Annotated in this window: 15 protein-coding genes; 10 read left to right on the top strand and 5 right to left on the bottom strand. The window is 64.9% G+C overall.

What is annotated here, in order from left to right:
• Nucleotides 1-7: 7 nt before the first annotated feature.
• Genes tssG through tssE form a run of 3 tightly spaced genes read right to left on the bottom strand, consistent with a single transcriptional unit; the run spans nt 8 to nt 3389 of the window.
• Nucleotides 8-1078 carry a type VI secretion system baseplate subunit TssG gene (gene tssG, locus H3H39_RS14115; RefSeq protein WP_182154016.1) on the bottom strand — a complete coding sequence of 357 codons (1071 nt, stop codon included), beginning with the start codon at nt 1076-1078 and terminating at the stop codon, nt 8-10.
• Complete coding sequence (gene tssF / locus H3H39_RS14110) at nt 1042-2877, bottom strand: type VI secretion system baseplate subunit TssF (RefSeq protein WP_182154015.1); 1836 nt, start codon at nt 2875-2877, stop codon at nt 1042-1044. Before tssF ends, tssG begins: the two co-directional genes overlap by 37 nt.
• Before the next feature lie 35 nt (nt 2878-2912).
• Entirely contained in the window at nt 2913-3389 is a 477-nt protein-coding gene (gene tssE / locus H3H39_RS14105; protein ID WP_182154014.1) for a type VI secretion system baseplate subunit TssE, read from the bottom strand.
• 216 nt (nt 3390-3605) lie between these two features.
• Between tssE and H3H39_RS14100 the strand changes: the two genes are divergently transcribed.
• Both H3H39_RS14100 and H3H39_RS14095 read left to right on the top strand, forming a co-directional pair.
• Complete coding sequence (locus H3H39_RS14100) at nt 3606-5066, top strand: IgA Peptidase M64 (protein ID WP_182154013.1); 1461 nt, start codon at nt 3606-3608, stop codon at nt 5064-5066.
• Between the two features lie 116 nt (nt 5067-5182).
• Nucleotides 5183-5509, top strand: coding sequence for a hypothetical protein (locus tag H3H39_RS14095; protein ID WP_182154012.1), 327 nt, complete (start codon nt 5183-5185; stop codon nt 5507-5509).
• Between the two features lie 80 nt (nt 5510-5589).
• On the opposite strand, the gene parC is transcribed toward H3H39_RS14095, so the two are convergent.
• Nucleotides 5590-7935: a DNA topoisomerase IV subunit A gene (gene parC / locus H3H39_RS14090; protein WP_182154011.1), complete on the bottom strand. Its 2346-nt coding sequence runs from the start codon at nt 7933-7935 to the stop codon at nt 5590-5592.
• A gap of 29 nt (nt 7936-7964) precedes the next feature.
• Nucleotides 7965-9962: a DNA topoisomerase IV subunit B gene (locus tag H3H39_RS14085; RefSeq protein ID WP_182154010.1), complete on the bottom strand. Its 1998-nt coding sequence runs from the start codon at nt 9960-9962 to the stop codon at nt 7965-7967.
• A 153-nt stretch (nt 9963-10115) separates the two neighbouring features.
• Here H3H39_RS14085 and H3H39_RS14080 point away from each other — a divergent pair, with 153 nt between their 5' ends.
• From H3H39_RS14080 to kdpC, 8 genes are all read left to right on the top strand, one after another.
• The gene (locus H3H39_RS14080; protein ID WP_182154009.1) at nt 10116-10937 is read left to right on the top strand and encodes a response regulator; all 822 of its coding nucleotides are present in this window, start codon (nt 10116-10118) and stop codon (nt 10935-10937) included.
• A 175-nt stretch (nt 10938-11112) separates the two neighbouring features.
• Nucleotides 11113-11874 carry a TorF family putative porin gene (locus H3H39_RS14075; protein WP_182154008.1) on the top strand — a complete coding sequence of 254 codons (762 nt, stop codon included), beginning with the start codon at nt 11113-11115 and terminating at the stop codon, nt 11872-11874.
• 153 nt (nt 11875-12027) lie between these two features.
• Nucleotides 12028-12495 carry an SRPBCC family protein gene (locus H3H39_RS14070; RefSeq protein ID WP_182154007.1) on the top strand — a complete coding sequence of 156 codons (468 nt, stop codon included), beginning with the start codon at nt 12028-12030 and terminating at the stop codon, nt 12493-12495.
• Nucleotides 12482-12859 (top strand): ArsR/SmtB family transcription factor, encoded by a 378-nt coding sequence (locus H3H39_RS14065; RefSeq protein ID WP_182154006.1) that lies wholly within the window; start codon nt 12482-12484, stop codon nt 12857-12859. The genes H3H39_RS14070 and H3H39_RS14065 overlap by 14 nt, the downstream gene beginning before the upstream one ends.
• Before the next feature lie 202 nt (nt 12860-13061).
• Nucleotides 13062-13151: a K(+)-transporting ATPase subunit F gene (kdpF, locus tag H3H39_RS14060; RefSeq protein WP_182154005.1), complete on the top strand. Its 90-nt coding sequence runs from the start codon at nt 13062-13064 to the stop codon at nt 13149-13151.
• Nucleotides 13151-14989, top strand: coding sequence for a potassium-transporting ATPase subunit KdpA (gene kdpA / locus H3H39_RS14055; RefSeq protein WP_182154004.1), 1839 nt, complete (start codon nt 13151-13153; stop codon nt 14987-14989). The genes kdpF and kdpA overlap by 1 nt, the downstream gene beginning before the upstream one ends.
• Before the next feature lie 45 nt (nt 14990-15034).
• Entirely contained in the window at nt 15035-17131 is a 2097-nt protein-coding gene (gene kdpB / locus H3H39_RS14050) for a potassium-transporting ATPase subunit KdpB (RefSeq protein WP_182154117.1), read from the top strand.
• Nucleotides 17132-17186: 55 nt separating this feature from the next.
• Entirely contained in the window at nt 17187-17795 is a 609-nt protein-coding gene (gene kdpC, locus H3H39_RS14045) for a potassium-transporting ATPase subunit KdpC (protein ID WP_182154003.1), read from the top strand.
• Nucleotides 17796-17814: the final 19 nt, after the last annotated feature.

Below are 17814 nucleotides of genomic sequence, written 5' to 3'. Positions count from 1 at the left end.
GGTCGTGTCAGAACTGGATGGCATAGCGGCTCATGCCCTGATCGCGGGTCGCCGGTCCGCCCAGCACGGCACCGCGGCCTAGCCTGGCGCGGAAATCGAGCACGATGGGCGTGATGTCGCTGGCCCGCAATATCAGGTGCACCTCAAAGCGGATGGGCGGGACGGCGAACAGGGCCAGCATCGCCCTGAGAGCCTGGGCGCCTGCACCATCGGGCAGGAAATGGTTGAATTGGGCGCGCGTTAGCGGCCCCAGCCATAGGCGCACGCACAGGTCGCGGCGCCAGTAGCGCGGTCCCAGGTTGATGTTCATCCCTAGCTGGCAACTGGATTTGGCGAGGCAAGCGCGCTCGTCGGGCCGCAGTGTTTCCCACGTTCCGGCAAATTGCTCCAGCCGCAACGGCAGGCCGAAGTATTCGTTCAACACCTTCGTCATCACGGCCGCCGAGACGGGACGGTGGCGCAACAGGCCCGCGTAATGCGCCAGCACTTCGTCGGGAATGGGGCCGGCAGGTGGCGCGGGACGGTGCGCCACCGGCAGACGTGGTCCGGCGCCGGCCAGCGCCAGTTGCAACGGCAGCAGGCCATCCTTGCCTTCGCCGTCGCGGCGGTATTCCACATGAAATTTCTCCCAGGCCCGATAGAACAGCGTCAGCGAACGGTGGGTGAAACTGTCGAGAAAGGCGCGCCCGCTTTCGTTCCTGTCCAGATGAATTTGCGCGGCGATGGCATCCGTGTAGCAATAGGGCAGCACACCGCTCACGCCCAGCAAGCCCATGAAGGCGGGCGTGAGGTGGATGCGCTGCAACTGTCCATCCTCCAGCGTCCGCCGCAGCGCGGCGTCGGTGTCGAGCGGCGCGCTGGCCTCGACCGACATGGTTTCGATCTGGCTGGGCGGAAAGCGCAGCGAGATGCTGTTCTTGCAGCGGATTACCTGTTCCAGCGTGACTTGCCGAGCGTGTTCTCGCCGCTTCAGCAGCAGGTCGATCAAGCGCACGGCCTGGAAGAACTGGAACTGTTGCGGGCGCTCGATCAGGCGCCGCATCACACTAGCTGCTGGGCGCCATTTCTTGGTTTGCATCGGATCAGTTCCCTTCCGTTGGTGTGCGACAGGACCGTCAGTTGCGTGAAGCTATTGAGGTGCACATACAGGCCAAAGAAGTGGTCGAGCACCTGGACGAACACATGCATGCCGCTGCCGGCGAAGGCGTCCTCATCCAGCGTCAACCGCACTTCGATACCGTGCACCAGCGCGCTGCGGCCGTGATCCCGCAGCCAGACCCGGGCTTGCCGGTGTTCGAGCGCCGTGATGCCGGCGATCTGGCGTTGCGCCACCGGCGACTGGGTGATGTCGTACAGCGCGAGCATTTCCTTGAGGTAGTTCAAGCCACCTTGCGCCAACGAGCAATAGTTCAGCGACAGGTGGGCGATCAGGCGCCAATGGGCATCGGCGCTGAAACGGTGTTGCCTGGTTGGCTTGCGCAGCAGGCGCAGGGGCGAACCGTCCGGAGCCCGCTCCAGCGCCAGGTCGCTGTCGGAGCCGCCGGGGCGTAGCCGGCTGGGCAAGTCGCGATTGGTGCAGGTGAGGTCGATGGAGACGCAGGCGTCGCCCATGGCCAGCGGGTCCAGCGCCAGGTCCACCAGGGCGATGCGCAGGTCGTGGCCGGGATCGCTGAGCGCCTTGAGCGGGTCGCGCCGTACCAGGTAGTAGCGGCCCCGTTCGCCGTCGCCTTCACCATGGCGCATCGCGTAATAGGGCCGGAATTCGGCCAGCGCCTGCCCATTGGGGCCATCCTGGATCGCGCAGACCTTGTCCACGCTGTAAATATCGTAGGCGGCGACGGGATGGGCGTCGGGCATCAGCGGGTAGTCCGTGGCAGTGTGGTTGAGTTCGATAGGGCAGGCGCTGCGTTTGAACAGGTTGATGACGGGTGTGCAGCCGGGCACGAAGTGTTTTTGTGTCAAGGTGGCCAGGCGGCGCGCGATGTCGCTGTCGGCGGCCACGCCGGTCAAGCCCAGATGCAGGGTCAGGCGTTGGCATGGGGCGCGGACGTGGTGTGCCAGCATGGGCCACTCCACGTCGAAGAAATTGAATTTTTCACCGTAGCCGAAATACTCGGTCAGCAACTGGTAGGCCGGGTGCGCGGACGCGGCAGCGGGCAGGAGCATCTGCCCCGCTTCGAAGCCGACCGGTTTGATGGGCACGGCGTCCAGCGTGATCCAGGTGCCATCGTCCAGCGCGATGTAGGCGCAGGCCACATGCATGAACAGCACATCCCGGATCTGCGCGCACAAGGATGGTTCGGCATCGATATACAGGCGCCAGTAGTCCAGTTTGAGCCGATCCAGGCCCATGGTCGCCGCCTTGCTCTCGATCTCGACGCTGAGCGCACTGGTGACGGCGGCGGGGCGCCGCAGGGCAGGCGGTGGGTGGATGCTGGCGTGGAAGGTGACTTTGCTCAAACGAAGCGGCGTCAGTTGCAGCGGGAAGGCGGTCTGGAATTTGCAGCTTTCCCCCTCCGGCGTCCTGGCGCTCATCATCGCGGCTGGTGGAATGATGGTGGCCGCCGTCATGGTTTCCACGCTGGCGGCCGTGTCGGCGCACACGATGGCGCTGGCGGGCAGTGGCCGCACATATTGCGGATAATTGACGCCAAGTAAAGCTTCGGTCAGCTTGCCGTCACTATCATCAATGAGTTTGGCGATGCGCGCGTTCGACAGCGCATTGGCCTGGATGAAGCGTTCAATGTGTGGATCGCCATTGGCGCCATCGACCATCCCCAGCCGGCTTCCCTGGGCGGGGAAACGGGCGGCGAATTCCTGGTTGAAACCCAGCTGGGCGCCGAGTTCGCGCTCATAGTAGGTTCTGAGCTTCTTCATCTGATGCGTCCTCCGTTGCGCCGCCGGCGCTGTGGCTAGCTGACCGAGTAATGCAGACTGGACTGTTCCAGGCGCACATCGAATTGCGCCTTGCCGCTGGCGGGCAGGGCGCGTAGGTGGCCCGAGATGACGAAGCTGAGCCGGTTGACCATGCCAGGGGCGGCGCTCAGCGCCACCCGCACCTTGGCCAGGCGCGGCTCATGGCGTTCGATGGCCTCGCGCAGGCGGGCGCAGATTTCCTTCCGGTCCTCGCTGTCGGACTGGCACAGTTGGGCGAAGTCGTTCAGGCCGAAATTGAGGATCGAGCGCTGGCAGAGCGGTTGACCGGCCAAGTCCCCGTCTGGAAAGGCGACGCGCGTGTTGAGCAGCGCCTCAAGGTCGCGCGCGATGGCGCGTTTGAACTGTTCAATTGATAGCTGCCTGGCTCCCTCCGGCGCGTCGGCCACGCCAGGCGAGGCGGTGAGCCTGTCCCAGACGCTGCTTGTGCATTCACCGATGGCTGCCTGCCGCATACGCTCCCCGCCTTTCGCTTTTTACGCCTGAGGCCGGAAGCCATTATTCTTTGTTCTCGCGACATATGTTCTGCGATGGCGCAACATGCAGGAGTGGTCGCCGCCACAGATGGGCGATACGCCGCCATTGCTGACTCAGTGCGAACGCGGTTTTCCGGATTACAATACGCGGCCCCGATACGCCCCTGTGCAACTTGTCCTTCCGAAGGAGTAGTCATGGCCTTGCCATCGTTTTTTGTCACCGCCGGCCGCCGCTGGCTGAAACTCGCGCTGGCCCTGGGGGGCGCCGCGATCGCCCAGACGATACCGGCGCACGCGGCCCAGCCGGCCGCGCCCGCCACCATCCGCCTTGATTACCTACACACGGGCAATGCCACCGTCGAGCAGTACGCCGTTGAACGGGTGGTGATCGAACCGTTGCCGTGGCCGGGCAATATGGCACGCACGGTGGACGATACGGACCGTGGCGTCAACCTGGTCGAAGTGGTGGACAAGGCCAGTGGCAAGCTGCTGTATTCGCGCGGTTTTTCCACCGTGTTCAACGAATGGCGCACGACGCCCGAAGCGGAGAAGACCAATCGCGGCTTCGAGGAATCCGTGCGTTTCCCCAAGCCGGAACATGCCGTCACGGTGCGCATCCTCAAGCGCGACGAGAACAACGCCTTCACCCTGGCCTGGAGCACCGAGCTGGACCCGGATGCGCCGGACGTGCTGCGCAAGCAGGAACCGTCGGCGCTGCGCCCGATCCCCATCCGCGTGAGCGGCCCGTCGCCGGACAAGGTCGATTTGCTGATCCTGGGCGACGGCTACACGGCCGGCGAAATGAAGAAGTTCGAGGCGACGGCGCGCCGCATGGCCGATCAGCTGTTCGCCGTGTCGCCGTTCCGCGAGCGTGCCAAAGATTTCAATGTGTGGGCGCTGGCTGCGCCGACTCCGGCATCGGGCGTCTCGCGTCCATCCACGGGCGTGCACCATGCTTCGCGCCTGGGCACGCGCTACGACATTTTCGGCAGCGAACGTTATGTGCTGGCCACCGACAACCGCGCCCTGCGCGAGCTGGCGCAAAACGCGCCGTATGAATTCATCGAAATCCTGGTCAACAACGACACCTACGGCGGAGGCGGCATCTTCGGCCAGTTCAGCACGGCGGCGGCCAACAGCGACTGGGCCAAATACCTGTTCATCCACGAATTCGGCCACCACTTCGCGGGACTGGCCGACGAGTACTACACGTCGCCGGCCGTGTACCAGCCCAGCGGCACGCGGATCGAACCGTGGGAGCCCAACGCCACCGCGCTGCGCGACCCGGCCAACCTGAAATGGAAAAAATTCGTGGCGCCGGGGACGGCGTTGCCGACCGCCTGGCCGAAGGCGGAATTCGAAGCCTATTCGCGCGACATCCAGCAGCAGCGGGTGGCGCTGCGCAAGCAGCAGCGGCCGGAATCGGAAATGAGCGCGCTGTTCAAGCGCGAGCTGGCGCATGAGGAGGAGCTGTTCTCGCGCGCACCCGAGCGGCGCACGGTGGGCGCGTTCGAAGGCGCCAACTACGAGGCCAAGGGTTATTACCGGCCGCAGATGCAGTGCCTGATGTTCGACCGCAGCGAGCAATTCTGCACCGTGTGCCAGGACGCCATCAGCACCATCATCGACCTGTATTCGCGGCCGGCGCAACGCTGAACGCAGGGGGGAGTGCCAGCAGGAAATTGTCGAGCTTGGTTATGTATCGCACAGAGCGGCAACGGTGCGGCCATTAATCTGCACTTCGCTTAACTGAACCTTAAAAAGGAGTGATGATGACTAAATTGATGACCGCTCTGCTGGCCTCCGTGCTGGCCACCGCCGCCTACGCCCAGACGCCTGCCGCGCCGCAAACGGAAGCCGCAGCAGCACCGGCCGCCGCTCCCATGGCGCCAGCGGCTGAAGCGCAGCCAGCACCAGCGGCCGCGCAAGCGGACGCCAACGCCGCCGCCGTCAAGGCCGATGCGACCGAGATGAAAGCGGCCGCGCCAGCCGAACAGTCGGCCATGGAAGCCAAGCCAGATCCCGCGCAAGCCAAGACCAAGGCCAAGCACCCCCGCGCCAAGGTCGCCAAGGCCGAGCAGCGGGACACGATGAAGTAAATCGCTGGCCCAAACAAATGGGGACGTAACACATTTGAAAATGTGTTACGTCCCCATTTACGTTTACGCGTTGGCGTTAGTTAGACGATGGCCGTCAGCGTCTCCGGCTTGATCTTCGACGCCAGCGGTTTGCCTTTGCGGGCGCGCTTGCCGATGTGGGCCAGCAGCGTTTCGCCGACGATCCGCAGTTCCTGCGGCTTGGCGCCACGGCCGATGCCGTTGATCAGCACACCTTTCTGGCTGATCGGACGGGCCGCCACCAGGGTTTCCTTGGCGTCCAGCTCCATCAGGATCACGCCACGGCCGCCATTGGCCAGCGTCTTCATCTCGTCCAGGCCGAACACCAGCAGGCGCGCACCTTCCGACACCACCGCCACGGCATTGGCCGTACCCGGCACCACGGCTGGCGGCAGCGGCAGATCGCCTTCGTCCAGCGTGATGAAGGCCTTGCCTCCCTTGATGCGGCTGACCATGTCGCCGGCCTTGGCCAGGAAGCCATAACCGGCCGTGGTGGACAGCATCAGCTGGGTGGTGGCCGGTCCCGCGTAGTAGTGCTGGATACGGGCGCCGCCTGACAAATCAACCAGCGTGGTGATCGGCACGCCATCGCCGCGCGCGTTGGGCAGCGCGGCCACCGGCACGGAATACACCTTGCCGTTATTGCCGAAGCCGAGCAGGGTGTCCACCGTGCGGCATTCGAACGCGCCGTACAGCGCGTCGCCAGCCTTGAAGGTGAACTGGGTGGCGTCGTGGCCGATGCCGGTGCGCGCGCGTACCCAGCCTTTTTCCGAAATGATGACGGTGACCGGTTCGTCCACCACCTTCTGTTCGGCCACGGCCTTCTGCGCTTCCTCGATCAGGGTGCGGCGCGCGTCGCCAAACAGCTTGGCGTCCGCTTCGATCTCGCGGATGACCAGGCGCTTCATGGACGATGGGTTGTCGAGCAGGTCTTGCAGCGTCTGTTCTTCCTTGCGCAGTTCGGCCAGTTCCTGCTGGATCTTGATCGCTTCCAGGCGCGCCAGTTGGCGCAGGCGGATTTCCAGGATGTCTTCGGCCTGGCGGTCCGACAAGTTGAAGCGTGCGATCAGGGCCGCTTTCGGTTCGTCCGAATTGCGGATGATGTGGATCACTTCATCGATGTTGAGCAGGATGGTCTCGCGGCCTTCCAGGATGTGGATGCGGTCTTTCACCTTGCCCAGCTTGTACTTGCTGCGCCGGGTCACCGTCTCGAAGCGGAAGTCGATCCACTCCTGCAGGATCTCGCCCAGGCCCTTTTGGCGTGGACGGCCATCGCCACCTATCATCACCAGGTTGATCGAGGCCGACGTTTCCAGCGACGTATGCGCCAGCAGCATCAGCATGAATTCGGTCTGGTCCTGGTTCTTCGACTTCGGTTCGAACACCAGGCGCACCGGCGCGGCGCGGCCCGATTCGTCGCGGATGGTGTCGAGCGAATTGAGGATCAGTGATTTCAGTGCCAGCTGTTCCGGCGACAGCGCCTTCTTGCCCAGTTTGACCTTGGGATTGGTCAGTTCCTCGATCTCCTCCAGCACCTTTTGCGACGAGGTACCGGGCGGCAGTTCCGTGACCACGGCTTGCCACTGGCCGCGCGCCAGTTCCTCGATCTTCCAGCGGGCCCGCACTTTCATGCTGCCGCGGCCGGTCGCGTACATGTCCTGGATCTGCGATGGCGGGGTGATGATCTGGCCGCCGCCGGGGAAGTCCGGGCCGGGGATCAGCGTCATCAGCTCGTCGTGGCCGATCTTGGGATTGCGGATCATGGCCACGGTGGCCTGCGCCACTTCGGTCAGGTTGTGCGACGGGATTTCCGTGGCCAGGCCGACGGCGATACCGGAGGCGCCGTTCAGCAGCACCATGGGCAGGCGCGCCGGCAGCAGCGATGGTTCCTCGGACGAGCCGTCGTAGTTGGGCTGGAAGTCCACCGTGCCCAGGTCGATCTCGTCGAGCAGCAAACGGGCGATCGGGGTCAAGCGGGCTTCCGTGTACCGCATGGCGGCCGCGCCGTCGCCGTCGCGCGAGCCGAAGTTACCCTGGCCGTCGATCAGCGGGTAGCGCAGCGAGAAGTCCTGCGCCATGCGCACCAGCGCGTCGTACACCGACTGGTCGCCGTGCGGGTGCAATTTACCGAGCACGTCGCCCACCACGGTGGCCGACTTGCGCGGCTTGGCGGTGGAATTGAGCCCCAGTTCGTTCATCGAGTACAAAATGCGGCGCTGCACGGGCTTCTGGCCGTCGCATACGTCGGGCAGGGCGCGGCCCTTGACGACGGAGATGGCGTAATCGAGGTAGGCCCGTTCGGCGAAGGTGGACAGGGTCAGCGTTTCGCCGCCGTCGGTGGGGCCGCCGGGCGTGCCCGCGTCGTCCGGATCCGGCAGGGGATCGTCAAAGAGATTAGCTTGAGTCATGGTCTAGTCGTTATGTATTCTCGGGGGGATCAGATGTCGGCTTCGGCTTCGTTGCCGTGTTCCTCGATCCAGGCGCGGCGGGCGGCCGCTTCGCCTTTCCCCATCAGCATGTTGAAGCGGGCGGCCGATTCCGTGTGGGCGTATTCGCCCAGCGCCACCGGCAGCAAACGCCGCGTGTCCGGGTTCATGGTGGTTTCCCACAGCTGTTCGGCGTTCATCTCGCCCAGGCCCTTGAAGCGGGAAATGGCCCAGGCGCCGTCCTTGACGCCGTCCTTGCGCAGCTTGTCTTCGATGGCCACCAGTTCGCCGTCGTCGAGCGCGTACAGCTTCTGGATCGGCTTCTTGCCACGCGCCGGCGCGTCCACGCGGTACAGCGGCGGGCGGGCGATGCAGATGTGGCCCTTGGCGATCAGCGCCGGGAAGTGGCGGAAGAACAGCGTGAGCAGCAGCACCTGGATGTGCGAGCCGTCCACGTCCGCATCGGACAGGATGCAGATCTTCCCGTAGCGCAGGCCGGACAGGTCGGGCGCGTCGCCCACCGAGTGCGGATCGACGCCGATGGCCACGGCGATGTCGTGGATCTCGTTGTTGGCGAACAGGCGGTCCTTGTCCGTTTCCCACGAGTTGAGCACCTTGCCGCGCAACGGCAGGATGGCCTGGAATTCCTTGTCGCGGCCCATCTTGGCCGAACCGCCGGCCGAATCACCCTCGACCAGGAACAGTTCATTGCGCTGCACGTCCGACGATTCGCAGTCCGTCAGCTTGCCCGGCAAAACAGCCACGCCGGACGATTTTTTCTTTTCCACTTTCTGCAGCGAGCGCAAACGCGACTGGGCCTGTTTGATCACCAGTTCGGCCAGCTTCTTGCCGTATTCGACGTGCTGGTTCAGCCACAGTTCCAGCGGCGGCTTGGCGAAGGTCGATACCAGCCGCACCGCGTCGCGCGAGTTCAGGCGCTCCTTGATCTGGCCCTGGAACTGCGGGTCCAGCACCTTGGCCGACAGCACGAACGAGACGCGCGCGAACACGTCCTCCGGCAGCAGCTTGACGCCCTTGGGCAGCAGCGAGTGCATCTCGACGAAGTTCTTCACGGCGCCGAACAGGCCTTCACGCAGGCCCGATTCGTGGGTGCCGCCGTTCGGCGTGGGAATCAGGTTGACGTAGGATTCGCGCACCACGGCGCCTTCCTCGGTCCAGGCCACCACCCAGGCCGCGCCTTCGCCCTCGGCAAAGCCTTCCGCGTCCGGGCCGGCGAATTGCGCGCCTTCGAACAGGGGAATCACGGTTTCGCCGTTGGAGCACTGGGCCAGCGCTTCCGTCAGGTAGCCGCGCAAGCCTTCGTTGTATTGCCAGGTCTGGGTGTCGCCCGTCTTGGCATTGGTCAGCGTGACGGACACGCCGGGCAGCAGCACGGCCTTGGAGCGCAGCAGGCGTTGCAGTTCCACCTGCGAGATCAGGGGCGAATCGAAGTACTTGGCGTCGGGCCAGGCCGTGACGCGGGTACCGGACTTCTTGCCGTCGCGCGGCGCGGGGGCCGACGACAGCGGCTCGACCACGTCGCCGTGTTCAAAGGCCAGCTTGTGCAGGCCATTACCGTCCGGCTCCTTGCGCCAGACCGTGATTTCCAGCCGCTTGGACAGCGCGTTGGTGACCGAAACGCCGACCCCGTGCAGGCCGCCCGAGAAGGCGTAGGCGCCGCCCGAGCCCTTGTCGAACTTACCGCCCGCGTGCAGGCGGGTGAACACGATTTCGACGGTCGGCACGCCTTCTTCCGGGTGCAGGCCGACGGGGATGCCGCGGCCGTCGTCTTCCACGGTGATGCTGCCGTCCGCGTTCTGGGTCACGATGATGTTCTTGCAGTGGCCACCGAGCGCTTCATCGGAGGCATTGTCGATCACCTCCTGGATGATGTGCAGCGGATTCTCGGTGCGGGTGTACATGCCCGGGCGCTGCTTGACGGGTTCCAGGCCCTTGAGGACGCGGATGGATGATTCGCTGTAGTCGGATACGGGTTTTTTAGTGGCCATACGTGGTCAGGCTTATCAATTCGATACTGGGTTTATGTACAGGCTTATTAGGGCGCCTGCGTATTCTATCCTCAACGGGCCGTGGTGGTGGTATTCGCGCGGCCGGGATGGGGGGCAAACTGTGGTTAAATACGAAAAAACACCTCAAATCTCATGCCAACCGCGCAATTTCCCTTCGCCGTACGCCTGCTCGGCTTCGCGCCAGACGAGGCGCAGGCCGTGGCGCTCCAGCTGGAACGCGCACCCGGGCCGGGGCCGGCGTATTTTTGCCTGTCCGAACACAGTTTGCAAGAGCCCGACCTGTTGATCGCCAACGGCGACGACTTCAAGGCGCTGGCCGCGCTGTCGGCGTTGACGGCGGGCGCCATCCGGCCGGCCCTGATCCTGGGCACGCCGGCGCTGGCCCTGCCGTATCCCCACCTGGAGCGGCCGCTGGACTGGGATGCCGTGTACGCCGAACTGGCGCAACTGGTGGCGTGCCGGGCCGACGCGCTGGCCAAGCTGACTGCGGCCGGCATGCCGCCGCTGCCCGAGCGGCGCCGGCGCGAACGGCTGGACCTGGACTTGACCGACCCGGCCGACTACGCGGCCATGCGGCGCCGCCCCGTGCGCGGCACGGTGCTGGTGGTGGACCACAACGCCACCTTCGCCACCCATCTGGGCAAGCTGCTGCAGCCGCTGGGCATCCCCGTGGAGTGGGCCGGCAGCGAGACGGAGGCGCTGCTCACCTGCGGCGCGCGGGCCGTGTCCGTGGCGCTGATCCACACCGCCATCCATCTCGATCCCTATTTGTTGTGCGCCGAACTGCGCGCCTGCGCCGGCCCCTTGCAGCCGGCCGTCGTGATGCTGGTGGCGCCGCCCTTCGTGTACGACGCCCGCAAAGGCAATGAGGCGGGCGCCGAAGGCTTGCTCGACCTGCCGGTGACGGACCCGCTGCTGCGGGCCACCATCAAGAAGCTGATGGGCATGGCCTGAGCGCGGCACCGCATTTATACGCGGCGTTTACAGCGCCTCCCTGCCTTTTTAGACCGTTTTTACAACACTCTCATTAAGCTGGTTGCTCTCGCTCCGCCGTCGCGCGGAGCGGCAATCGGGCCGCATGCCACCCTGCGTGTGCGTCTCATCCTCCAACACCGAGAGAAACCAGAACATGAAGAAACTGATACTTGCCTCCGCCATCCTGGCCGCCTTCGCCGGCGGCGCCGTCCGCGCGGAGGACGCCGCACCGGCCGCCAAACCGGATAACGAAACGAGTTTTAATGCCGCTGTCGTGTCGGACTACCGTTATCGCGGCATTTCGCAAACCCGCTTGAAGCCGGCGCTGCAGGGCGGCTTCGACTACACCAACAACCCCACGGGTTTCTATGCCGGTACCTGGCTGTCCACCATCAAGTGGACCAAGGACGCGGGCGGCGGCGGCGACATCGAATGGGACCTGTACGCGGGCAAGCGGGGACAGGTGACGGAGGCCGTGTCGTATGACGTGGGTGTGCTGAGCTATGTCTACCCGTCGAATGATCTGGGCCACGTGGCCGGCTTCGCCAACGCCAACACCACCGAGATCTACGGCCAGCTTGGCTACGGCCCGGCCTACGTGAAGTACTCGCACGCGCTGACTAACCTGTTCGGCTACGTCGACAGCAAGAACAGCGGCTACCTGGACGTGGGCGCCAACATCGACGTGGCGGAAGGCCTGACCGTCAACCTGCACGCGGGCCACCAGACAGTCAAGGGCACGGACGTGGCCAGCTACACGGACTGGAAGCTGGGCGTGACCAAGGACTTCGGCGTGGTCAGCGGCGCGCTGGCCGTGATCGGCACCAACGCCAGCGAGGCGGCTTACGCGTCGCCGGCCAACGGCAAATTCCTCGGCAAGACGGCGCTGGTGGTCTCCGTCAGCAAGACCTTCTGACCTGAGCGGTGCGCATGCGGCCCTTGCAGGCCGCGCGTGCACCGTGCTCATCATATGCAACTAAATGGTTGCATTTCTCCGGTGTGTGTCCTATCCTGATCTGGCAACCACGTGGTTGCACAACCGCAGACGAATGGAAAGGAGAACCGCAGCATGACAACCGCATCGGAAACCGACCGTATCGAACGCAGTATCCTGATCAAAGCACCCCGTGAGCACGTATGGCGCGCCTTGTCGAACGCCGAGCAATTCGGCGTCTGGTTCGGCGCCGACATGGCGGGCCAGACTTTCAAGCCGGGCCAGCGCGCGCGTGGACGAATGACCATGGAAGGCATGGAGCACATCTTCCTGGACGTGGTGCTGGACCGCATCGAGCCGCAGGACCTGTTGTCTTTCCACTGGCATCCCTACCCGATGGACCAGACCATCGACTACACCCAGGAGCAGCCCACGCTGGTGACCTTCACCCTCAAGGACGCACCGGGCCAAGGCATCCTGCTGACCGTGGTCGAATCGGGCTTCGACCAGATCCCGCAACATCGCCGCCGCCAGGCCTTCGAGATGCACGAGGGCGGCTGGGAGTTCCAACTCAAGAACGTGGAGCGCTATGTCAGCCAGTAGCACGCAACACCACGGCAAGGCCGGTACGGGCGGCGCGTCCGCGCCGGACCCGGAACTGGCCCATGTATTCGCGGCGCTGGGCGACCCCACCCGTTTGAAACTGGTGTCGGCGCTGAGCGCCGGCGGCGCGCTGTCGATCGCCCAGCTGACCCAGGGCACGGCGATCAGCCGCCAGGGCGTCACCAAGCACCTTCATGTGCTGGCCGAGGCGGGCGTCGTCAGCGACGTCCGGCTGGGCCGCGAGCGTTTGTGGCAGCTGGAAGCGGCCAGCATCAACGACGCCAGGCGTGCGCTCGACGCCATCGGCCGCGAGTGGGAACAGGCGCTATCCCGCCTCAAGCGCTTTGTCGAGAAAGACGCCTGACCCCCGGCAGGATTTTTACGGCTTGTTTACACCCCATCCCCGAGTCTTTACACCACTTTTAGATCGATCTCGATAACCTTCTCCTTGTCAAAACAAGACTCGTGAGGGGCGAAATGGATATCGTTTTTATTGGTGCGATGGTGGCTTTCCTGGCCGTGACGGTGGCTTTTGCCGCCGGCTGCGACAAGCTGGGAGGCCAGCAATGAACACCTTTTATGTGATCGGGGCGCTGGCCTCGGCCGGCCTGCTGGTCTATCTGGTGGTGGCTCTGCTCAAGGCGGAGGAACTGTGATGACCACGCAATCATTCATGCTGCTGGCGCTGTTCCTCGTCGTGCTGCTGGCCCTGGCCTACCCGCTGGGCATTGTACTCACCCGTGTGGGCGACGGCTCGGCTATCCCCGGCCTGGGCTGGCTGGGCAAGGTGGAGCGGCTGTTGTACCGCGCTGCCGGCATCGTGGACCAAGACAGTAAGGACGGCAAGGTCGAAGGCCAGGGCTGGAAAGCCTACGCCGTGGCCCTGCTGATGTTTAACGCCCTGGGTGCGCTGGCCGTGTACGGCCTGCAGCGTGTGCAGCAATGGCTGCCCCTGAATCCGCAGGCCATGGCCAACATCTCCCCGGATTCGGCGTTCAACACGGCCGTCAGTTTTGTCTCCAACACCAACTGGCAAGGCTACTCGGGCGAACAAGCCATGAGCTACCTGACCCAGATGCTGGTGCTGGCGGGTCAGAACTTCTTCTCGGCCGCCACCGGCATGGCCGTCGCCTATGCGCTGATCCGCGGCTTCTCGTCGCGCTCGGCCAAGTCCATTGGTAACTTCTGGGTCGATATCACCCGTTCCACGCTGTACGTGCTGCTGCCGCTGTCGCTGGTGTTCGCCGTATTCCTGGTGGGACAGGGCGCGATCCAGAACTTCTCGGCCTATAAGGAAGTGACGCTGCTCGACCCCGTCACCTACACCCAGCCAAAAGTGGGCGCCGACGGCCAGCCGCTGAAGGACGCCAAGGGTGAACCAGTCACGGAAACGCTGACGGCCACCACCCAGACCATCGCCATGGGCCCGGTCGCGTCGCAGGAAGCGATCAAGATGTTGGGCACCAACGGCGGCGGCTTCTTCAACGCCAATTCCGCCCACCCGTACGAGAATCCGACGCCGCTGTCGAACTTCTTCCAGATGATCGCCATTTTCATCATCCCGGCCGGCCTGTGCTTCGCCTTCGGCCGCATGGTGGGCGACCCGCGCCAGGGCTGGGCCGTGCTGGCCGCGATGACGCTGTTGTTCGTGGTCTGCACCGTGTCCGTCATGAGCGCCGAGCAGCAGGCCCACCCCGCGCTGCAGGCGCTGGGCGTGGACCAGCAGATGAGCGCCCTGCAGGCCGGCGGCAACATGGAAGGGAAGGAAACCCGCTTCGGCATCAGCGCCTCGACCCTGTTCGCCGCCGTCACCACGGCCGCCTCCTGCGGCGCCGTCAATGCCATGCATGATTCGTTCATGCCACTGGGCGGCATGATCCCCATGCTGCTGATCCAGTTCGGCGAAGTGATTTTCGGCGGCGTGGGTTCGGGCCTGTACGGCATGCTGATCTTCGCCATCCTGGCCGTGTTCATCGCCGGCCTGATGATAGGCCGTACCCCGGAATACCTGGGCAAGAAGATCCAGTCGTATGAAATGAAGATGACCTCGATCGCCATCCTCGTCACGCCCACGCTGGTGCTGGCCGGTACCGCCATCGCCGTGATGATGGACGCCGGCAAGGCCGGCATCACCAACCCTGGCGCGCACGGCTTCTCGGAGATCCTGTACGCCTTCAGTTCGGCCGCCAACAACAACGGCAGCGCCTTCGCCGGCCTGTCCGCCAACACGCCGTTCTACAACACCATGCTGGCCATTGCCATGTGGTTCGGCCGCTTCGCCATGATCGTGCCCATCCTGGCCATCGCCGGTTCGCTGGCTGGCAAGAAGCGGCTGGAGGCCAACGCCGGCACCATGCCCACCCACGGTCCCATCTTCATCGGCCTGCTGGTGAGCGTGGTGGCGCTGGTTGGTGTGCTCAATTACGTTCCGGCGCTGGCGCTCGGCCCGGTGGTCGAACACTTGCAGCTGTTCGCGCCGCAGTTCGCCCGCTAATCCCAGGAGCTCAAGATGTCAAACACCCAAACTTCTCAACCCGAGATGACGATCTTTACCAATCCGCCCGCCAAAAAGCTCAAGCTGTTCGAATCGGAGCTGGTGATGCCGGCCATCGTGGACTCGTTCAAGAAACTCAGTCCGCGCACGCAATTGCGCAGCCCTGTGATGTTCGTTGTCTACGTCGGCAGCATCATCACCTCGCTGCTGTATGTGCAGTCGCTGGTGGGGCAGGGCGAGGCGCCATCGGGTTTCATCCTGGCGACCTCGATCTGGCTGTGGTTCACGGTGCTGTTCGCGAACTTCGCCGAAGCGCTGGCCGAGGGCCGCAGCAAGGCGCAGGCGGCCTCGCTGCGCAGCCTGAAGCAGACCGTCACGGCCAAGAAGTTGGCCAGCCCGCGGCACGGCGCCACCTGGGCGCCGCTGGCCGCCACTGAGCTGCGCAAGGGGAATGTCATCCTGGTGGAAGCGGGCGACGTGATCCCCATCGACGGCGAAGTGGTGGAAGGCGTGGCTTCGGTCGACGAAAGCGCCATCACGGGCGAATCGGCGCCCGTGATCCGCGAATCGGGCGGTGACTTCTCGTCCGTCACCGGCGGCACCCGCGTGCTGTCGGACTGGCTGGTGGTGAAGGTCACGGCCAACCCCGGCGAGACTTTCCTCGACCGCATGATCGCCATGGTGGAAGGCGCCAAGCGCCAGAAGACCCCCAACGAGATCGCGCTGACCATCCTGCTGGTGGCGCTCACCATCGTGTTCCTGGTGGTGACGGTGACGCTGCTGCCGTTCTCGCTGTTCTCGGTGGACGCGGCCAAGGCGGCCGGCATCGCCAGCAGCCCGATTTCCATCACGGTGCTGATCGCGCTGCTGGTGTGTTTGATCCCCACCACCATCGGCGGCCTGCTGTCGGCCATCGGCGTGGCCGGCATGAGCCGCATGATGCAGGCCAACGTGATCGCCACTTCCGGCCGCGCCGTGGAGGCGGCCGGCGACGTGGACGTGCTGCTGCTCGACAAGACGGGCACCATCACGCTGGGCAACCGCCAGGCGTCGGCCTTCTTTCCCGCGCCCGGTGTGACGGAGCAGCAGCTGGCCGACGTGGCGCAACTGGCTTCGCTGGCCGACGAAACGCCGGAAGGGCGCAGCATCGTGGTGCTGGCCAAGCAGCGCTTCAACATCCGCGAACGTGAGATGGCATCGCTGCACGCCACTTTCGTGCCGTTCTCCGCCAACACCCGCATGAGTGGCGTGGACATCGGCGAGCGCGCCGTGCGCAAGGGCGCGGCCGACACGGTCAAAAAGCATGTGGAGGCGTTGGGCCAGCCGTATCCGGTCGAGGTCACGCGCACCGTGGACGACGTGTCGCGCCGGGGCAGTACGCCGCTGGTGGTGGTGGACGGCAGCCGCGTGATGGGCGTGGTCGAGTTGAAGGACATCGTCAAGGGTGGCATCAAGGAGCGCTTCGCGGAACTGCGCCGCATGGGCATCAAGACCGTGATGATCACGGGTGACAACAAGCTGACGGCGGCCGCCATCGCAGCCGAGGCGGGGGTGGACGACTTCCTGGCCGAAGCCACGCCCGAGGACAAGCTGAAACTGATCCGCAGCTACCAGGCCGAAGGCCGGCTGGTGGCCATGACGGGCGACGGCACCAACGACGCCCCCGCGCTGGCCCAGGCCGACGTGGCCGTGGCCATGAACTCGGGCACCCAGGCCGCCAAGGAGGCGGGTAATATGGTGGACCTTGATTCCAACCCCACCAAGCTGCTCGAGATCGTGGAGATCGGCAAGCAGATGCTGATGACGCGCGGCTCGCTGACCACCTTCTCGATCGCCAACGACATCGCCAAGTACTTTGCCATCATCCCGGCCGCCTTCGTGGGCACCTATCCGGCCTTGAAGGCGCTGGATGTGATGCACCTGGCCAGCCCCAACTCGGCCATCATGTCGGCCGTGATCTTCAACGCGCTCATCATCGTGTTCCTGATCCCGCTGGCGCTCAAGGGCGTGCGCTACCGCGCCATCGGCGCCGCCGCGTTGCTGCGCCGGAACATCTGGATTTACGGCGTGGGCGGCGTCATCCTGCCGTTCGCGGGCATCAAGTTGATCGACATGGTATTGGCCATGTTCCATCTCGTCTAACCAGTCCGCCCCGGCCCGCGTGCGCGCGGGCGGGGCCTTACACTCTGGAGCCATCGTGTCTTCCAAATTCTTTTCCACCATCCGTCCCGCCGTCGTCCTGTTCGGCGCCCTGACCATCATTTGCGGCGTGCTGTATCCGCTGGCCGTCACCGGCGTGGGCGCCGCCGCCTTCCCGGCGCAGGCCGGCGGCAGCATCATCGAGGCCGGTGGCAAACCCGTCGGCTCGGAACTGATCGGCCAGGCCTTCTCGTCGCCCCGCTATTTCTGGGGACGCCCATCCGCCACCAGCCCCATGCCCAACAATGGCGCCGGTTCCAGCGGTTCCAACCTGGGCCCCAACAATCCGGCCCAGACCGACGCTGTCAAAGGCCGCGTGGCCGCCTTGCGTGCCGCCGATCCCAACAACGAGCTGCCGATCCCGGTTGACCTGGTGACGGCATCCGGCAGCGGCCTCGATCCCGAGATCAGCCTGGCCGCCGCCCAGTACCAGGCGCGCCGCGTGGCCGCCGTCCGCCAGCTGAGCCCTGAGCGTGTATTTGCGCTGATCGCGGCCCACCGCCAGAACCAATATTTTGGCTTCTTCGGCGAGGCGCGCGTCAACGTGCTGGCACTGAACCTGGCGCTGGACGCGGCATCGGGCCAAAAGCGTGGCCAGAAGCGTTAAACTGGCCGCTGTCGGCCAT

This window comes from Rugamonas apoptosis (assembly GCF_014042355.1).
In the GTDB taxonomy this organism is placed as follows: domain Bacteria; phylum Pseudomonadota; class Gammaproteobacteria; order Burkholderiales; family Burkholderiaceae_D; genus Rugamonas; species Rugamonas apoptosis.
This window is presented reverse-complemented; position numbering and strand designations above follow the sequence as displayed.